This window comes from Streptomyces sp. NPDC002754 (assembly GCF_053592315.1).
Map to the genome: position 1 here is coordinate 248,340 of NZ_JBSFVM010000004.1, position 16,826 is coordinate 265,165.

The 16,826-nt window shown below is 70.2% G+C and carries 11 protein-coding genes; 3 read left to right on the forward strand and 8 right to left on the reverse strand.

The features are described from left to right. Positions 1-30: 30 nt before the first annotated feature. Positions 31-1,824, forward strand: coding sequence for a bifunctional metallophosphatase/5'-nucleotidase (locus ACWD2L_RS13275; RefSeq protein WP_351337088.1), 1,794 nt, complete (start codon positions 31-33; stop codon positions 1,822-1,824). A gap of 12 nt (positions 1,825-1,836) precedes the next feature. Here the strand turns inward: ACWD2L_RS13275 and ACWD2L_RS13280 are convergent, their stop codons facing one another. From ACWD2L_RS13280 to ACWD2L_RS13300, 5 genes are all read right to left on the reverse strand, one after another. Further along, positions 1,837-3,270 (reverse strand): lysine N(6)-hydroxylase/L-ornithine N(5)-oxygenase family protein, encoded by a 1,434-nt coding sequence (locus tag ACWD2L_RS13280; protein WP_351337086.1) that lies wholly within the window; start codon positions 3,268-3,270, stop codon positions 1,837-1,839. Continuing rightward, a complete protein-coding gene (locus ACWD2L_RS13285; protein WP_351337083.1) occupies positions 3,267-4,661 on the reverse strand; it encodes a pyridoxal phosphate-dependent decarboxylase family protein in 1,395 nt (464 codons plus the stop codon). Before ACWD2L_RS13285 ends, ACWD2L_RS13280 begins: the two co-directional genes overlap by 4 nt. Positions 4,662-4,894: 233 nt before the next feature. Further along, the gene (gene pepN, locus ACWD2L_RS13290) at positions 4,895-7,402 is read right to left on the reverse strand and encodes an aminopeptidase N (RefSeq protein WP_351337080.1); all 2,508 of its coding nucleotides are present in this window, start codon (positions 7,400-7,402) and stop codon (positions 4,895-4,897) included. Positions 7,403-7,515: 113 nt separating this feature from the next. Further along, positions 7,516-7,860 carry a chorismate mutase gene (locus ACWD2L_RS13295; RefSeq protein ID WP_351337077.1) on the reverse strand — a complete coding sequence of 115 codons (345 nt, stop codon included), beginning with the start codon at positions 7,858-7,860 and terminating at the stop codon, positions 7,516-7,518. 6 nt (positions 7,861-7,866) lie between these two features. Next, positions 7,867-8,754: a helix-turn-helix domain-containing protein gene (locus ACWD2L_RS13300; protein WP_351337075.1), complete on the reverse strand. Its 888-nt coding sequence runs from the start codon at positions 8,752-8,754 to the stop codon at positions 7,867-7,869. Positions 8,755-8,891: 137 nt separating this feature from the next. On the opposite strand from ACWD2L_RS13300, the gene ACWD2L_RS13305 reads away from it, so the two are divergent. Beyond that, on the forward strand, positions 8,892-10,643 hold the full coding sequence (locus ACWD2L_RS13305) for a glycoside hydrolase family 35 protein (RefSeq protein ID WP_351337072.1): 1,752 nt from the start codon (positions 8,892-8,894) through the stop codon (positions 10,641-10,643). Positions 10,644-10,690: 47 nt separating this feature from the next. Here ACWD2L_RS13305 and ACWD2L_RS13310 read toward each other — a convergent pair whose 3' ends face one another. After that, complete coding sequence (locus tag ACWD2L_RS13310) at positions 10,691-13,798, reverse strand: endo-alpha-N-acetylgalactosaminidase family protein (RefSeq protein ID WP_351337210.1); 3,108 nt, start codon at positions 13,796-13,798, stop codon at positions 10,691-10,693. Between the two features lie 221 nt (positions 13,799-14,019). Between ACWD2L_RS13310 and ACWD2L_RS13315 the strand changes: the two genes are divergently transcribed. After that, positions 14,020-14,934: a hypothetical protein gene (locus ACWD2L_RS13315; RefSeq protein ID WP_351337070.1), complete on the forward strand. Its 915-nt coding sequence runs from the start codon at positions 14,020-14,022 to the stop codon at positions 14,932-14,934. Between the two features lie 143 nt (positions 14,935-15,077). Here ACWD2L_RS13315 and ACWD2L_RS13320 read toward each other — a convergent pair whose 3' ends face one another. Both ACWD2L_RS13320 and ACWD2L_RS13325 read right to left on the reverse strand, forming a co-directional pair. Continuing rightward, positions 15,078-16,022: an SDR family oxidoreductase gene (locus ACWD2L_RS13320; RefSeq protein WP_351335093.1), complete on the reverse strand. Its 945-nt coding sequence runs from the start codon at positions 16,020-16,022 to the stop codon at positions 15,078-15,080. 1 nt (position 16,023) lies between these two features. Next, complete coding sequence (locus ACWD2L_RS13325; protein ID WP_351335095.1) at positions 16,024-16,764, reverse strand: SDR family oxidoreductase; 741 nt, start codon at positions 16,762-16,764, stop codon at positions 16,024-16,026. Positions 16,765-16,826: the final 62 nt, after the last annotated feature.

The window sequence follows — 16,826 nt, forward strand, 5'->3', positions numbered from 1 at the left end:
ACGCACGTTCCGTGACTGAGGAGAGCTTCGATGGCGTTGAACCGCAGGTCCTTTCTGGAGAGATCGGCCGCGACCGGTGCCGGGGTGGCGCTGACTGGTGCCGTGGCGTCGCCGGCGGTCGCGGCACGGCAGAAGAAGCGGAAGCGGTACGCGTTCACCGTGATGGGGACGACGGATCTGCACGGTCATGTCTTCAACTGGGACTACTTCAAGAATGCCGATTACGCGGATGCGGACGGCAATGCGCAGGGGCTGGCGCGGATCTCGACGCTGGTGGATCAGGTGCGGGAGGAGAGGGGGCGGAGGAACACTCTTCTCATCGACGCCGGGGACACGATTCAGGGCACTCCGCTGACGTATTACTACGCGAAGGTGGATCCGATCACGGCGGATGGTGGTCCGGTGCATCCGATGGCGCGGGCGATGAACGCGATCGGGTATGACGCGGTGGCGCTGGGTAACCACGAGTTCAACTACGGCATTGACACGCTCAGGAAGTTCGAGTCGCAGTGCGAGTTTCCGTTGTTGGGTGCGAATGCGGTGGATGCGAAGACGGAGCGGCCGGCTTTTGCGCCGTACTTCATGACGCGGTTGCGTACTCCGCACGGCAAGGATGTGAAGGTGGCGGTCCTCGGATTGACCAATCCGGGGATCGCGATTTGGGACAAGGCGTATGTGCAGGGTGTGTTGAAGTTCCCGGGGCTTGAGGAGCAGGCGGCGAAGTGGGTGCCGAGGCTGCGGTCGATGGGTGCGGATGTGGTGATCGTGTCGGCGCATTCGGGGGCTTCGGGGCAGTCGTCGTACGGGGATCAGGTGCCGTATGTGGAGAATGCGGCGGCGAATGTCGCGAAGCAGGTGCCGGGGGTCGACGCGATTCTGGTGGGGCACGCGCATGTCGAGATCGAGCAGCAGTTGGTGACGAATGAGGAAACGGGGAAGACGGTCGTTCTGTCCGAACCGCTGTGTTTCGCCGAGCGGTTGGCGTTGTTCGACTTCGATCTGGTCTGGGAGAAGGGGCGTTGGACGGTCGAGTCGGTGAAGGCGTCGTTGCGGAACACGAATGCTGTGGCGGATGACCCGGAGATCTCGAAGTTGCTGCGGGAGCAGCACGAGGTGGTGGTGGAGTACGTCAATCAGGTCGTGGGCACGGCGAAGGTGGCGCTGACGACGACGGATGCCCGCTACAAGGATGCGCCGATCATCGATCTGATCAACAAGGTGCAGGCGGATGTGGTGACGAAGGCGCTGGCGTCGACGGAGTACGCGTCGCTGCCGGTCCTTTCGCAGGCTTCGCCGTTCTCGCGTACGTCGGAGATCCCGGCGGGGGATGTCACCATCCGGGATCTGTCGAGTCTGTATGTGTACGACAACACGTTGGTGGCGAAGTTGTTGACAGGTGCGCAGGTGCGGGCGTATCTGGAGTATTCGGCGGAGTATTTCGTGCAGACGGCGGCGGGTGCGGATGTCGACGTCGACAAGCTGACGAATGCGGGGAATCGGCCGGACTACAACTACGACTATGTGTCGGGGTTGACGTACGACATCGATATCGCGCAGGCGGCGGGTGCGCGGATCAAGAACGTGAAGTTCGACGGCAAGGATTTGGATGACGCGGCGGAGTTCGTGTTCGCGGTGAACAATTATCGGGCGAACGGTGGTGGCGCGTTCCCGCATGTGGCGTCGGCGAAGGAGTTGTGGTCGGAGTCGACGGAGATCCGGACGCGGATCGCGGAGTGGGTGACGGCGAAGGGTGTGCTGGATCCGGCCGATTTCGCTTCGGTGGACTGGAAGTTGACGCGGGACGGGGCGCCGGTTTTCCCGTAGTGGGTCGACCGGTCAGTCCTGGAGTTTGACCATGGTGCCGCGCTCTCCTGTCTGTTGTCCTGGCAGGGGGGCGCGGTGGTCGTGTCCGGTGAGGCCGAAGGTGGTGAAGGCGGTGCGGCGGGGCTGGGGGTAGGGGTCTTTGCCGGTGAGGGAGTTGAGGATGGTGGCGCTGCGCCAGGCGGCGAGTCCGAGGTCGGGGGCGCCGACGCCGTGGGTGTGGCGTTCGGCGTTCTGAACGTAGACGGAGCCTTGGACGCGGTCGTCGAGGACGAGGCGGAAGTGGTCGTCGATGCGGGGGCGTTCGGAGTGGTCGCGGCGCAGGTAGGGGTCGAGGCCGGTGAGCATGCCGCTGAGGGGGCGTTCTTTGTAGCCGGTGGCGAGGACGACGGCGTCGGTGGTGAGGCGGGAGCGGGTGCCTTGTTGGCGGTGTTCGAGGTGGAGTTCGATCTTGGTGGTGGCGACGCGTCCGGCGGTGCGGATGCTGACGCCGGGGGTGAGGGTGGCGTCGGGCCAGCCGCCGTCGAGGGTGCGTTGGTAGAGCTCTTCGTGGATGGCGGCGATGGTGTCGGCGTCGATGCCTTTGTGGAGTTGCCACTGTGCGGGGACGAGGCGGTCGCGTTCGGCTTCGGGGAGGTGGTGGAAGTAGTGGCTGTAGTCGGGGGTGAAGTGTTCGAGGCCGAGTTTGCTGTATTCCATGGGTGCGAAGGCTTCGCTGCGGGCGAGCCAGGTGATTTTTTCGCGGCCTGCGGGGCGGGACCTGAGGAGGTCGAGGAAGATTTCGGCGCCGGATTGGCCGCTGCCGATGACGGTGATGTGTTCGGCGGCGAGCAGGCGTTCGCGGTGGGTGAGGTAGTCGGCTGAGTGGAGGACGGGGACGGTGGGGGCGTCGGCGAGCGGTTTGAGGGGTTCGGGGATGTAGGGGGCGGTGCCGACGCCGATGGCGACGTTTTTCGTGTATGTGCGGCCGAGGGCTTCTGCTTCGCCTTCGGCGTCGAGTTGGGTGAAGTCGACTTCGAAGAGGGCGCGTTCGGTGTTCCAGCGGACGGCGTCGACCTGGTGGGAGAAGTGGAGTCCGGGGAGGTTTTCGCTGACCCAGCGGCAGTAGGCGTCGTATTCGGCGCGCTGGATGTGGAAGCGCTCGGCGAAGTAGAAGGGGAAGAGGCGTTCGCGGGTTTTGAGGTAGTTGAGGAAGCTCCAGTGGCTGGTGGGGTCGGCGAGGGTCACCAGGTCGGCGAGGAACGGGACTTGGAGCGTGGCGCCTTCGATGAGCAGACCGGGGTGCCAGTGGAAGGCGGGGCGCTGTTCGTAGAAAGCGGTGTCGAGTTCGGTGAGGGGGTGGGCGAGGGCGGCGAGGGAGAGGTTGAAGGGGCCGATGCCGATGCCGACGAGGTCGCGGGGTGCTTCGGTGGGGGGTGTGGCGCGGTTGGGGGTGGGCGCGGCTGTCATCGGGGCGTGTGTCCTTCCACCAGGTCCAGGAGGGCGGTGAGGTCTTCGGGGGTGGCGTGCGGGTTGAGCAGGGTGGCTTTGAGGTGGAGCTTTCCGTCCATGCGGGCGCGGCCGAGGACGGCGCGGCCTTCGGTGAGGAGGGTGCGGCGGATGGTGGCGAGGCGCTCGTCGGTGGCGCCGGTGGGGCGGAAGAGGACGGTGGTGAGGGTGGGGGTGTCGTACAGCTCGAAGTGGGGGTGAGCGTCGATGAGTTGTGCAAGGTGGTGGGCGAGCGCGGTGACGTCGTCGACGAGGGCGGCGAGTCCGGCGCGGCCGAGGGCCTTGAAGGTGACGGCCGTTTTGAGGATGTCGGGGCGGCGGGTGGTGCGCAGGGAGCGGCCGAGGAGGTCGGGGAGGCCTGCTTCGGTGTCGTCGTCGGCGTTGAGGTAGTCGGCCTGGTGGCCGAGGGCGCCGGTTTCGGTGGTGTCGCGTACGGCGAGGATGCCGGCGGCGACGGGTTGCCAGCCGAGTTTGTGCAGGTCGAGGGCGACGGTGTGGGCGCGGGCGAGGCCGTTCAGCTTGGGGGCTTCGCGGGGGCTGAAGAGGGCGCCTGCGCCGTAGGCGGCGTCGATGTGGAGGCGGGCGCCGTGCCGCTCGCAGATGTCGGCGATTTCGGGGAGCGGGTCGATGAGTCCGGCGTCGGTGGTGCCTGCGGTGGCGGCGACGAGTTTGGGGCCCGGGAGTGCGGTGAGTGCTTCGTCGAGGGCGGCCGGGTCGAGGGTGCCGGCGGGGGCGGGCACGGTGACGGGGTCGGGCAGGCCGAGGAGCCAGGCGGCGCGGGCGAGGCTGTGGTGGGCGTTGGCGCCTACGAAGAGGTGGACCGGTTCGCCGGGGGCGGCGGCTTCGCGGGCGAGGAGGACGGCGAGCTGGTTGGCTTCGGTGCCGCCGGTGGTGACGAGGGCGTCGGGGGTGGGGCCTTCGTCCTGGGGGCCGTAGACCTCGTGGGCGAGGGTGGTGGTGACGAGGGCTTCGAGGGCGGAGGCTGCGGGGGCCTGGTCCCAGGAGTCCATGGAGGGGTTGAGCGCGCTCGCGGCGAGGTCGGCGGCGGTGGCGACGGCGAGCGGTGGGCAGTGCAGGTGTGCGGCGCACAGGGGGTCGGCGGGGTCGGCGGCGCCTTCGGTGAGGGCGGTGACGAGGGTGCGCAGCGCTTCCTCGGGGCCTGTGCCGTGGGTGGGCAGCAACTCGCCCACGTCGTGGTGGAGTTGTGCCGTGACGGCTTCGGGGCCGCCGGCCGGGAGGGGGCCGCCGCGGTGGGCGGCCCCCTTGTGCAGGGCGTCGAGGACAGTGGCGAGCAACGGCCGCAGGGCGTCGGGGCCTTGGGTACCTCCGGCGAGGGGCGGCGTGTTGCGCATTCGGGTCCTTTGCGTGGTTGGCGTATGTGATGCATCAGCTTGCCGTTTGCGTGCTGATGCGTCCGCCGGACCGGTGAAGGTGACCCGAAAGTGGTAGGGGTGGGGTTGTGTAGTGGGGTGGGTGTGCTAAGTGGGTGGTCGGGCGTACCTACGTCGCGGGCTCCGCCCCGGACCCCGCTGCTCAATCGCCGCAGGGGCTGAAAAGATCGGGGCTCTGCCCCGGACCCCGCGCCTCAATCGCCGGCGGGGCTTGAATTGCGGACGCGCAACGCCCGGCGGAGGTCGTCGAGTTGGTCGGTGAGTTTGCGGTGCAGGGCCGGGATGGCGTCCGGTGTGTGCTGGGTGCCGACGCTGAGCGTGTCCGGGTCGATGGCGTAGACGGGGAACGCGTGGCGGCCCGCTGCCTCGGCGATCGCGGGGCCGCGGCGTGCGGCGAGCGTGGTGGCGTCGGTGAAGTAGCGGGGGACGTAGTGGCGCAGGAGGTCGGTCTGTTCGGGTTGCCAGAAGCCCTGGGCCGTGGCGGTGAAGAGGTAGTTGGAGAGGTCGTGGGCGGGGTCCGTGGGGAACATGGCGGCCCAGGCCTCGGCCTTGGTCTGGGGGTCGGGCAGGGCGGCGTGGCAGCGGGCGGCGCCTTCTTGGCCGGTGGCGCTGGGGTCGTGGGCGAGTTCGGCCTCGATGACGGCTTCGTCGACGGCGCCGAGGACGCTGAGCCGGCCGAGGATGCGCCAGCGCAGTTCGGGGTCGAGTTCGGGTCCGCCGGGGACGGCTCCGGAGTCGTACCAGTCGCGGATGACGTCGGCGTGTTGTGCGGCGTCGATGAGGTGGCGTACGGCGGTGAGGCGGAGCCCTGGGCGGCTGCCGTCCTCGGTGCGGCGGACGAGGTCTTCGCACAGGGTGTTGATGACGTCGAGGGCTTCGGGCCGCTCGGCGGGGTGGGTGTACCGGTCTGCGACCTGGGTGTGGGCGAAGGTGAGGACGCCCTGGACGAGGGCGAGGTCGCTCTCCTCGGGGAGGTGGGTGGCGACGGTCTCCAGGTAGGTGGCGGGCTGGAGTTCGCCGTCGCGGACCATGTCGCGCAGTGTGTTCCACACGACGGTGCGGGTGAGGGCGTCGGGGATGCCGGACAGGCCGCGCTGGGCGGCTTCCGCGGATGCGGTGTCGAGGCGGATCTTGGCGTAGGTGAGGTCCTGGTCGTTGGGGACGATCAGGGCGGGGCGTCGGCTACCGCGGAAGGTCAACTCGCGTTCGCTGGAAGGGACTTCTACATCGATGCGTTCCCGTAGGACGAAGCCGTGTGCGCCGGCGGGGGCGTGGTCGTAGAGGCCGATCGCGATGCGGTGGGGGCGGTTGCCCTCGCGGTCGACGGTGAGTGTCCACGTGTCGTCGCCCTCGGAGACGGATGTGGTGAGGGTGTCGACGCCGGTGGTGCGCAGCCAGGTGTCGGCCCAGGCGTGTACGTCGCGTTCGGTGCCGGAGGCGAGGGATTCGATGAAGTCGGCGAGGGTGGCGTTGCCGAATTTGTGGCGCTTGAAGTGGGTGTTGATGCCGGCGAGGAAGTCCTTCTCGCCGAGCCAGGTGACCAGTTGGCGCAGTGCGGAGGCGCCCTTGGCGTAGGAGATCCCGTCGAAGTTGAGGAGGGCGGAGGCCGTGTCGGGCACGGATTCGGGGGCGACGGGGTGGGTGGAGGGGCGCTGGTCGGCGTCGTATCCCCAGGTTTTGCGGGCGACACCGAAGTCGATCCAGGTGTCCGTGAAGCGGGTGGCTTCGGTGAGGGTCTGGTAGCCCATGTACTCGGCGAACGACTCGTTGAGCCAGATGTCGTCCCACCACTTGAGGGTGACGAGGTCGCCGAACCACATGTGGGCCATTTCGTGGGCGATGACCATGGCGCGGGTCTGTCGTTCGGTGTCGGTGACGGCGGAGCGGTAGACGAACTCGTCGCGGAAGGTGACGAGGCCGGGGTTCTCCATGGCTCCGGCGTTGAACTCGGGGACGAAGGCCTGGTCGTAGGAGTCGAAGGGGTAGGGCTCCTCGAACTTCTCGTGGTAGCGGTCGAAGCACGCGCGCGTGGCGTCGAGGATTTCTTCGGCGTCGGCGTCGAGGTGGGGAGCGAGGGAGCGGCGGCAGTGCAGGCCGAAGGGGAGGCCGCGGTGTTCGGTGCGCACGGAGTGCCAGGGGCCTGCGGCGACGGCGATCAGGTACGTGGAGAGCAGCGGGGTCGTGGCGGCCTGCCAGCGGCCCTCCCCCAGGTGTTCGGTGACGCCGTTGGAGAGGACGGTCCAGCCTTCGGGGGCGGTGACGGTGAGGTCGAAGGTCGCCTTGAGGTCGGGCTGGTCGAAGGCGGCGAAGACGCGCTGGACGTCTTCCATGAACAGCTGCGTGTACGTGTATGTCTCGCCGTCGGTGGGGTCGGTGAAGCGGTGCATGCCCTCGCCGGTGTGCGAGTAGCGCATGGAGGCGTCGATGCGCAGCTCGTGGGTGCCTGGGGTGAGGCCGGTGAGGGGGAGCCGGTTGTCGGCGAGGGTCGTGGGGTCGAGGGGCTGCCCGTCGAGGGTGACGGTGCGCAGTTCGGCGGGCTTGAGCTCGGCGAAGGTGTCGCCCGCGGTGTGTGCGGTGAACCGGATCACGGTGCGGGAGTCGAAGGTGGTGTCTCCGACGGTGAGGTCGAGGGCGACGGTGTAGCGCTCGACGTCGATGAGCTGGGCTCGGGTTTGTGCTTCGCTGCGTGTCAGTACGGGCATGCGGTAATGCTGCCGTACGCCTCCGGCGGGGGCCAGGGTGATTGTTTCGCCCGACCGGGGTTGAGCTCGCGGGGCTCTGCCCCGGACCCCGCTCCTCAATCGCCGGAGGGGCTTTATAGGTCGCCGGCGGGGCTTGATTGGGCTGCGATTTGTTCGTGGTGGCGGATTACCTCGCTGATGATGAAGTTGAGGAATTTTTCGGCGAAGGCCGGGTCGAGTTTGGCGTTCTCCGCGAGTTGGCGGAGGCGTTCGATCTGGCGGGATTCGCGGGCCGGGTCCGCCGGGGGGAGGTCGTGTTCGGCCTTGAGGTGGCCGACCTGTTGGGTGCATTTGAAGCGCTCGGCGAGCATGTGGACGACGGCGGCGTCGATGTTGTCGATGCTGTCGCGCAGGCGGGCGAGCTCGGCGCGGACGGCCGGGTCGGCTGCCGGCTTGTCGTTCGGCTTGCTGGTGGTCATGACGGATCACCCTACGTGGAGCATGGGTGGGTCGTCGGGGTCGGGGATCTTGTCGGACCAGCCGCCGGGCACGGCGCGGCCCTGTTGTTCGCGGAAGCGGACGGGTGCGGTGCCGACGCGGCGGGTGAACAGGCGGGAGAAGTAGGCGGGGTCGTCGTAGCCGACGCGGCGGGCGACGGCGGCGACGGGGAGTTCTGTCGCGGCGAGGAGTTCTTTGGCGCGGCCGAGGCGGATGCCGAGGAGGTAGTCCTTGGGGCTCATGCCCGCGCCGCGGCGGACGGCGGTGCGCAGTTCGGCGGGGGTCATGCCGTGCCGGGCGGCGTGTGCGGCGACGGACAGCGGCTGGAAGGCGTCGCGGGCGAGTGCCTGGAGGACGGGGTCTCCGTCGGGGGCGAGGTCGGCGCGGGCGCGGCGCAGGGCGACGAGGAGTTCGTGGACGGCGGCGCCGGTCTCCACTTCGAGGAGCGGGTTGCCGCGGCGGGCGGCGCGGGCGATGCGGGCGACGGCGGCGCGGGGCTGGGCGGCGTCGGCGAGGGGGACGACGGGGCGGTCGGGTTCGATGTAGCCGAGTTCGGTGTACGTGGTGGTGGCGGGCCCGGTGAAGTCGACGAAGCACTCGTCCCAGCCGGTGTCGGGGTCGGCGCCGTAGTGGTGGGGGCGGCCGGGGGTGAGCCAGATCAGGGCGGGGGCCGTGAGGGTGGTTCGGCGGCCTTCGGCGTCCTGGTACCAGCCGTTGCCCGCGGTGATGACGACGGCGACGTGGTGGTCGAGGGTGCGGGGTCCGACGGTGGGCAGTGGCCCGTGCTGGAGTCCGACGCCGAGGCAGACGAGGCCGAGGCGGTGGTGGGCCGGGCTGGGTGTGAAGTACCGCATCCAGGTGTGATACGTGGCCATTTGTCCCCTCCCGTGGTGGTGCGTGCGGGCGTCCCCGTCCAACACCGGCCGATCTTTGTCCATGGACCCCGTCGGCCGCCAGAGGTGAGGGTGGCGGCCGGTGGGTGCCGCGCCCATCGGGCGATGAGGAGCACGTGATGACGGATTTCCGGGTGGGCGGGGACGACTTCGAGGTGGACGGGCGGCCGGTGCGGCTGTTGTCGGGGGCCCTGCACTACTTCCGGGTGCACGAGGAGCAGTGGGCGCACCGGCTGCGGATGCTGCGGGCGATGGGCCTGAACTGTGTGGAGACGTACGTGCCGTGGAATCTGCACGAGCCGCGCCCCGGTGAGGTGTGCGATGTGGCGGCGGTGGGGCGTTTCCTGGACGCGGCGCGGCGGGAGGGGCTGTGGGTGATCGTGCGGCCGGGGCCCTACATCTGTGCGGAGTGGGAGAACGGGGGGCTTCCGCACTGGGTGACGGGGCCGTTGGGGGCGCGGGCGCGGACCCGGGACGCGGAGTTCTTGGCGGCGGTGGAGCGCTGGTTCGGGGTGTTGTTGCCGCACATCGTTGAGCGGCAGGTCGACCGGGGTGGTCCGGTGCTGATGGTGCAGGTGGAGAACGAGTACGGCAGTTACGGCTCGGACCAGCATTACTTGCGGGCTGTTGCCGACCTTCTTGTGGGGCTCGGGGTGACGGTGCCGCTGTTCACGTCGGACGGGCCCGAGGGTCACATGCTGAGCGGGGGTTCGGTTCCGGGGGTTCTTGCGACGGTGAACTTCGGCTCACGCGCGCGTGGGGCCTTCGCGGCGCTACGTAGGCACCGTTCCGGGGGGCCTTTGATGTGCATGGAGTTCTGGTGCGGCTGGTTCGACCACTGGGGTGCGGAGCACGTCGTGCGGGATCCGCGGGAGGCGGCGCAGGCCCTGCGGGAGATCCTGGAGTGCGGGGCGTCCGTGAACCTGTACATGGCGCACGGCGGGACGAGTTTCGGGGGCTGGGCGGGCGCGAACCGGGGTGGTGGCGCGCTGCACGAGGGCCCGCTGGAGCCGGATGTCACGTCGTACGACTACGACGCCCCGATCGACGAGTTCGGCCGCCCCACGGAGAAGTTCTGGCTGTTCCGGGAGGTCCTCGCCGCGTACGCGGAGGGTCCGCTGCCGGAGGTGCCGGGGCAGCCGGCAGCGCTCGCGGGCCCGGTCACGGCCGGGCTGACGGCGTTCACGGCCCTGGACGGGGTCCTTGAGGCGCTGGGCGGCCCTGAGGCCGAGTACGCGGTGCCGCCGTCGTTCGAGGAGCTTGACGTGGACCGTGGCCTGGTGCGGTACGCGGTGACCGTGCCGGGGCCCCGGCAGCCGTATCCGCTGCGGGCGCGCGGGCTGCGGGACCTGGCCGTCGTGTACGTGGACGGGGAGCGGGCCGGGGTGCTCACGGAGGAGGAATCTCGGCTCACGGAGGACGTTGCGGGGCACGCGCGCGTAGAGCTGTGGGTGGAGTCCCTGGGGCGGGTCAACTACGGGCCGCGCACGGGTGAGCCGAAGGGGATCACGGGCGGGCTGCTGCACGAGCGGCAGTTCCTGCACGGGGTGCGGGCGCGGGGGCTGCGCCTGGACGCGTTCACGGCTTCCGGGGTGGCCTCTCTGCCGTCCGCGTCGGCGGCGGCCGGGGGCGAGGGGCGGGGCCTGTACCGAGGGTCCTTCGAGGTGTCAGGGGCCGGGGACGCGGCGCTCGAACTGCCGGGCTGGGGGCGGGGCTTCGTGTGGGTGAACGGATTCTGCCTGGGCCGCTACTGGTCGACGGGCCCGCAGCACACCTTGTACGTGCCGGGCCCAGTGCTGCGCGAGGGGGCGAACGAGGTGTGGGTCCTGGAGCTCGACCGGGCCGGGGAGCCGCGGGTCGTGCTGCGTTGAGGCGGGCGGGCCGCAGGGAATCATTCCGGCGGCCCGCCCGCATCAGCTCAGGCGATTTCGGTCACCTCGAACGTGTCCAGGACGAATTCGGCGGTGCCGTCGTCGCCCGTCTTGCGCAGGCCGACCCAGGCCTCCCCCTTGTCCGGCGCCGTGAACTCATAGGTCAGCGTGGTGGGTTCCGTGGCCACGGGCAGGTCCTTACGGGACAGCTCCTTGGCCTCCGGGTCGTCGGTGGCGGTGATCCAGGCGTACTGGCCGGCCTTCTCGTTCTCGTAGCGGAAGGAGACCCGGTACCGCTTGCCGGGCTTGAATCGGGCCGTGTGCGGGACGGTGCGGTAGACGAGGCCGGTGTTCTCGCCGCGCGACTTGAGGGACTGGGTGCCGTCGACGACGTCGTCGATCGCCTTGCCGTTCCAGCCGCGCTGGGTGTACGGCGCGTGGCGCTGGGCGATGTGGGTGCGCGGGTCGGTGGAGCCTCCCGCGTCGCCCTTCACGAAGGGGCCCCAGCCTTGCGGGACGTGTTCGAAGTCCTCGTGGACCAGCGTGTGTTGAGGGAGTTCGGGTGCGGGTGCCTTCACGATGCGTACGTCGTCGAAGCGGACCCGCGCCGATCCGGCCGCGGCACGCAGGGCGAGGGTGACGGGACCGCCGCCGGCCGGGACGGTGAAGTACGTTGTCATCCGCTGGAAGCGGGTGTCGTGCTTGCGGTCGGCGGCGACGTGGTTGCCGGCGGTGGAGGTGTCGGTCCGGTTCGCGGCGGTCACTCCGTCGACGGTGCGCACCTCCAGGGTGGCCGTGCGCCGCTCCCCCGCCTTGGCACCGACCTCCACCTGTACGGACGCGGCGTAGCCGCCGGGGGCGAGCCGGGTCAGGCGCTGGGAGACGGTGGCGGCGGCGCCGGGACCGATGACGAGTTCGTGGTCGCCGAGGTCGCTGCGCTCGACGGACGCGGGCCCGGTGACCGTCCAGCCCTTCAGGGAACCGGAGTTGAAGGCGGGGTCGTGCAGTGGGGTGCCCTGGCCCCAGGCGGGTTCGCGGTCGAGGTCGTCGCGGGCCCGGTAGAGGACGTAGGGCTGGTCGGCGTCGGCCTTCAGCGTCACCTTGCCGCCGGACACGGTGACGTAGGAGACGAAGGCGCGGCCCTGGTCGGTGAGGCGGTACAGGGCCACCCGGTTTCTGCTCTCCCACGCGCGCGGGGGGCGCCAACTGGTGGTGCCGCCCTTGGGGTTGTAGTGGTACAGCTTCGCCGGGTCGGTGGCCTTGCGTGGTTCCCACGGCAGCAGGTAGGTGCCGGCGTCGTAGACGAGGCGGTCGTCGGTGGTGATGCGGCGGGCGCCGGAGGCGTCGGTGACGCTCGTTCTCGTGGCGCCGGAGAACGTGATCTCGTGCTCGCCCCACGTTTTGATGGGTTGTGCCTGGAGGTACTTGGCGGGCAGCGAGTGGGTCCAGATGAGGCGGTAGAAGGAGTTCCAGTCGGTTTTGCCGACCCAGCCCTCGAAGTTGCCCATGCGGGCGACACCGAGGAGGGTGGGCCACTTGTCGGCGAAGACGTCCTTCTGGTGGTGGCGGATGAAGCGGATCAGGCGGGAGTTGATGCCGCGTGAGGTGTCGGGGCCGTAGTCGGTCTCGGTCGCCCAGTGCGACCACAGCGATGACCTTTCGAAACCGTGGCCCCATTCGGACGTGACGTTCCAGCCCTGTTCACGGAAGGCGCGCTGGAGGCGGTCGGAGGTCCAGCCGGACTCGCGGAACACGTCGATGTAGAGGGTGTTGAGGCCGTCGTCGGTGTCGCGGCGCAGGTCGGCGAAGCGCTTGACGATGTCGCCGGAGACGAGGTCGCGGCGCTGGTCGATGCGGTAGCTCTGGTCGAGCCAGTCCCACTGCTTGTCGGACTTGTCGACGAGCTTCTCCGAGAAGGCGTTCGCGACGGGGTAGGACTCGGTGGCGTTCACGTGGACGGCGAAGTCGCTGTTCCACTTCTTGCCTTCATGGAGAAGGGTGTTGAGGTCGTCGAGGCCGCCCGCGCGCGTGTTGTAGTTCCCGGCGTAGTCGGGGTGCGCGGAGTCGTGGCCCTCGGACTGGTAGCCCTTGAGGAGGGTGTACTGGCGCAGCCCGTCGGTGGCCAGGTGGATCCGTTTGACGTTGTCGAGGGTCGCGAGGAACGGATTCGTGGCCTGTGACGCGAAGTTGAACGGGATGTGCGGGACGACGCGCAGGTGTTGTTCGTCGGCGCCGCGCGGGGTGTGGGCGATGTCGCGGAAGGCGATGGCGGCGTCCTGCCAGTCGACCTTTCCGTCGCCGTTCCTGTCGCCCGTGACGACGACGGTCGCGTACGGGAGGGGTTCGGTGGCGTCGACCGGGGCGGTGGCGGCGCGGTGTGTCCACTGGCCGGGGGCGAGGAGCGCCGCGGTGTGTCCTTCGCGGCGCACGGTCTCGCGCCACAGGCGGCCGTTCTCCCAGGTGGTTCCGGCGGCCCCGTCGGGCCTGTCGTAGCTGGTGTTGGTCTCGATCGCGCCGCCGAGCCGGTCGTGGGCGACGACGGCGTAGGCGCATCCGGTGGGCGCCTGGGCGGGGCTGTCGGTGGTCGGGGTGACGAGGGTGTCGCCGCTCTTGGCCTTGTCGAGCTGCACGGTGGCGGCGAGGAGGGCGGCGCCGGGCTGGTCGCTGCGGACGGACAGCAGGGCGAGGCCGGGGAACTGGAGGGTGCCGACGCGCAGTTGTGCCGTGTCGCTGATCTTCGTGATGCGCCAGTCGACCTGGCCTCCTTCGACTCTGATCCGGATGTCGATGGTGGTGCCGCCGGTCAGGGTGAGGCGGTAGTCGGCGCGGTCGGCGGCGGGCGTGCACGTCACCTTCGGGGTGTGTTCGGCGCCGTCGATGAGGAGTGACGCGTGCGGGTCAGGTTGTGCGTGCAGGACGGCGCCGGTGGCGCGCTCGGTGTAGGAGACGACGACGGGGAAGCCGGTGCTGACGCGGACGTCGAGGTCCTTGGAGCGGATGACGGCGGCGCCGTCAGCGGTGGGCGTGGTGGTCGCGGCGCGGGCGGTGCCGGTCAGGCCGAGACCGAGCGCGGCGCCCGCTCCGCCGACCGCTCCGGCGGCGACGAGTGCCCGGCGGCTGGGGCCCGATGTCGCGTGCTGTCGGCTGCCCGGCATCTCCTCGTACCTCGCGTTCTGCGAGCTCTCCGAGTTCTCCGACGGCTGGCCTTGGGGCTGCTCGGGCACGGCGCACTCCTTCTCACGGCGGCTTGGCGTGTCGATCACGATGCGCCGGGCGGGGCGGAGGTGCCCATGGACAAAGGGGCGGCAGGTCTTGGATTAATGGCCGTACTCTGGGATCGCCGGGTACCGGCCCGGCGGACCCAGGGGGTGCGCGCGTGGCGGACGGCGGACCGGTGGTGCACGGCTATCCGCATGTGGAGACGGTGCGGTCGGCGATCACCGCGCTCTACAGGCGGCTCTCCTACGACACGGTGCGGACGTTCTCGTCGAGTGTCGCCCCGGTCGACGTGGCGTTCAGTGACGTCGACGATCTGTATCTGGGTGTGCAGCGGGTGGCGCGTGAGCTGGTGCTGCACTATCGGCTCCCGGACGCGCGGATGATCGTGAGTTTCCGGGAGATGCGGCATGCGGCGAGCGTGGAACTGGCGGCGGGTCCCGAGTACTTCATCGAGTTGAACGACCGGTTCCGTACGCATCGCCGGGACATCGGCGCGGCGCTCGCCCACGAGATCATGCACGTGTATCTGCATCGCCTCGATCTGTCGCTGCCGGGGACGCGGGACAACGAGATCCTGACCGATACGGCCGCTACGTACCTGGGTGCGGGCTGGCTGTTGCTCGACGCCTATCGGGAGGATGCGGCGTCGTCGCAGAAGCTGGGCTATCTGACGCCGGAGGAGTTCGGTTACGTGCTGGCGAAGCGGGCCCTCGTCTTCGGTGAGGGTCCGGAGACGTGGTTCACGAGCCCGCAGGCGTACTCGGCGTACGAGCGGGGGCTTGAGCAGGCGCGGCGTGACGAGCGGCAGCCGCCGTTGACCGCGGCGGGCTGGGCGGGGCGGCGGCGCTATGCGAAGGACCGCCGGTACGCGCAGGATCACGGGCCGCGCGGGCTGGACCCGGCGGGCCCGTACGCGTTCTCGACCGCGGTGGACGGGGCGTCGGGGCGCGGTGGTGGGCTGCGGGTGGCGTTCGCGTGCCCGACGTGTCATCAGCGGATCCGGGTGCCGGTGCGGGGCCGGGTGCGGGCTCGGTGCGGGCTGTGCCGGTCGGTGTGGGAGTGCGACACGTAGCCCCTTCGGCGGGGCCGCGGCGGGGCGGGGTCCGGGGCGCTGCCCCGGGCCCCGCGGGCTCTCGTCACAAGAGCGGGGCTTGATGTGGTCGATCAGCGGCGGGACTTGATGAGGTCAACCGGTGGCGGGGCGCCGCGTGGGTGTTACGACGCCCCGTAGACACCTCCCGGTACGGCCGCGCGGGCCAGCAGTTCGCGGGCCGTGTCGCCCGCGCCCGCCGGTGTCCACCGCTCTTCCTTGTCGACGGTCGGGCCGGGCTGCCAGCCCTCCATCACGGTGATGCGGCCCGCCTCCACCTCGAAGACCCGGCCGGTCACCCCGTCCGCCGCGGCTCCCGAGCCGAGCCATACGACCAGCGGTGACACGTTCTCCGGCGCCATCGCGTCGAAGGTTCCGGCTCCGGGTGCCGTCATGGTCTCGGCGAACGTCGCCTCGGTCATCCGGGTGCGGGCGGCCGGCGCTATCGCGTTGACCTGCACGCCGTAGCGTCCCATCTCGGCGGCCGCGACCAGGGTCAGGCCGAGGATCCCGGCCTTCGCCGCGCTGTAGTTGCCCTGCCCGACGGACCCCAACAGGCCAGCCCCGGAAGAGGTGTTGACGACGCGGGCCACCGGCGTGCGCCCCGCCTTCGACTCCGCCCGCCAGTACGCGGCGGCGTGCTTGAGCGGCAGGAAGTGGCCCTTGAGGTGGACCCGCATCACGGCGTCCCAGTCGTCCTCGTCGAGGTTGACCAGCATCCGGTCGCGCAGGAACCCTGCGTTGTTCACCAGTGTGTCGAGGCGCCCGAAGGTGTCGACTGCCGCAGCGACGAGCGAGGCGGCACCTTCGGAGCTCGCGATGTCCGCGCCGTGCGCCACCGCCTCGCCGCCCGTCGCGCGTATCTCCTCGACGACCTGGGCCGCCGGGCTGTCGGGGGCGGGGGCGCCGTCCAGGCCCACCCCCAGGTCGTTCACGACGACCTTCGCGCCCTCGGCCGCGTACGCGAGTGCGTGCGCGCGTCCGAGTCCGCGTCCCGCTCCCGTGACGGCGACCACCCGCCCCGCGCACAGGGCTCCGCTGTTGCTGTCGGTCGACTTCGTGTCCGTCATCTCACGCCTCCTTGTTGGCAGTTGCCGCGTCCAGGAACGCGGGGAGCTCGCCGCCGCCGTGCATCAGCAGGCTCGCCCCGGTGATGTACGAGGCGGCGTCGGACGCCAGGAACACCGCGGCGTCACCGACCTCGCGCGGCTCGGCCAGGCGCCCCATGGGCACGGTCGCGCCCACCGCGGCGACGCCCGCCTCGTCCCCGTAGTGCAGTTCGCTCAGTTCGGTACGGACCATGCCGAGCACCAGTGTGTTCACCCGGATTCGGGGTGCCCACTCCACGGCCATGGACCGCGCGAGGTGCTCCAGGCCCGCCTTCGCCGCCCCGTACACCGCGCTGCCGGGCGAGGGGCGACTGCCGCTGACGCTGCCGATCATGACGATCGAGCCGTGCGCGGCGGCGAGCTTCTCGCGGGCGGCCAGGGACGCGGTCAGCGCCGCCGTAAGATTCAGCTCGAGCACGCGCGCGTGCCGGACCGCGTCCGCCTCCGCGAGCGGGCGGTACGGCGTGCCCCCCGCGTTGTTCACGAGTACGTCCACCCGGTCGAGGCCCGCGAACAGCTCCTCCACGGCCGCCGCGTCCCGCAGGTCGACCGGTATGAACTCGCAGCCGTCCACGGGGGTTTCGGGTGGTCTGCGGGCGCAGGTGATCACCCGCGCCCCGGCTCGCGCGAAGGTGCCCGCGATCCCGGCGCCCACTCCCCTCGTCCCGCCCGTGACGACGACGACCCGACCGCTCAGATCCATCCCGCTCCCATTCCCGACCCTTTCGGGTCCCTCTCGCGCCGACCCATTCCGTCGGCCCTCGC

Bases quoted from the DNA above. Each gene is read 5' to 3' on its own strand.
- ACWD2L_RS13275 (WP_351337088.1), top strand. From the start codon at position 31: ATGGCGTTGAACCGCAGGTCCTTTCTGGAGAGATCGGCCGCGACCGGT.
- ACWD2L_RS13280 (WP_351337086.1), bottom strand. From the start codon at position 3,270: ATGACAGCCGCGCCCACCCCCAACCGCGCCACACCCCCCACCGAAGCA.
- ACWD2L_RS13285 (WP_351337083.1), bottom strand. From the start codon at position 4,661: ATGCGCAACACGCCGCCCCTCGCCGGAGGTACCCAAGGCCCCGACGCC.
- pepN (WP_351337080.1), bottom strand. From the start codon at position 7,402: ATGCCCGTACTGACACGCAGCGAAGCACAAACCCGAGCCCAGCTCATC.
- ACWD2L_RS13295 (WP_351337077.1), bottom strand. From the start codon at position 7,860: ATGACCACCAGCAAGCCGAACGACAAGCCGGCAGCCGACCCGGCCGTC.
- ACWD2L_RS13300 (WP_351337075.1), bottom strand. From the start codon at position 8,754: ATGGCCACGTATCACACCTGGATGCGGTACTTCACACCCAGCCCGGCC.
- ACWD2L_RS13305 (WP_351337072.1), top strand. From the start codon at position 8,892: ATGACGGATTTCCGGGTGGGCGGGGACGACTTCGAGGTGGACGGGCGG.
- ACWD2L_RS13310 (WP_351337210.1), bottom strand. From the start codon at position 13,798: ATGCCGGGCAGCCGACAGCACGCGACATCGGGCCCCAGCCGCCGGGCA.
- ACWD2L_RS13320 (WP_351335093.1), bottom strand. From the start codon at position 16,022: ATGACGGACACGAAGTCGACCGACAGCAACAGCGGAGCCCTGTGCGCG.
- ACWD2L_RS13325 (WP_351335095.1), bottom strand. From the start codon at position 16,764: ATGGATCTGAGCGGTCGGGTCGTCGTCGTCACGGGCGGGACGAGGGGA.